This window comes from Microbacterium sp. DT81.1 (assembly GCF_049844955.1).
Taxonomy (GTDB): Bacteria; Actinomycetota; Actinomycetes; order Actinomycetales; family Microbacteriaceae; genus Microbacterium.
In genome coordinates this window covers 1-599 of record NZ_JBNCMA010000030.1, presented here as the reverse complement: position 1 = coordinate 599, position 599 = coordinate 1, and the positions used below count along the sequence as shown (strand labels likewise).

Genomic DNA, 599 nt, shown 5'->3' with positions numbered 1-599 from the left:
GCCCTCATTCCGCATGTCCACGATGTCGCGTTCGATCTGGACGGGGCGCTGCTGGTCGGCGCGCACACCGGTGTCTACCGGGTCGACCTCACCACCGATGAGGTCTCCCTCGTCGGCAAGACCACATTCGATGCGATGGGACTCACCGTCCAGGGGGATACGATCCTCGCGTCCGGCCACCCTGACCCGGTCAACCAGGACCACACGTTCACAGCCCCCAACGTGGGCCTGGTCCGCTACAGCGAGGCCGGCTGGGAGCAGGTGTCGTTGGCAGGCGTCACCGACTTTCATATGCTCGCCACCACCCCCGCCGCACCCGAAATCCTCCTCGGGCTCCCCTCGGACCGGGCCGTCCTGGCGGAGAGTACCGATGCCGGGCAGACCTGGGCGGATCTTGTCCCGCTGACCGCCCGTGACATCAGCATCAACACCACACAGGCCGACATCGTCACCGCCACCACCCCAGACGGGCTGATGGTCAGCCGCGACGGCGGCACCACCTTCTCGCCTGTGCCGAACGCGCCCGCCCTGCTGGTCATCACGGCCGATCCGACGGTGGAGGAAGGGATCATCGGCGTCGACACCGACGGCACCATCTG

1 protein-coding gene is annotated in these 599 nt (G+C 67.4%); it reads left to right on the top strand.

Annotated features, from left to right (window positions below):
* A partial coding sequence (locus ACLQ2Q_RS22205; RefSeq protein WP_425824076.1) for a hypothetical protein occupies positions 1 to 599 on the top strand: 599 nt, incomplete at both ends.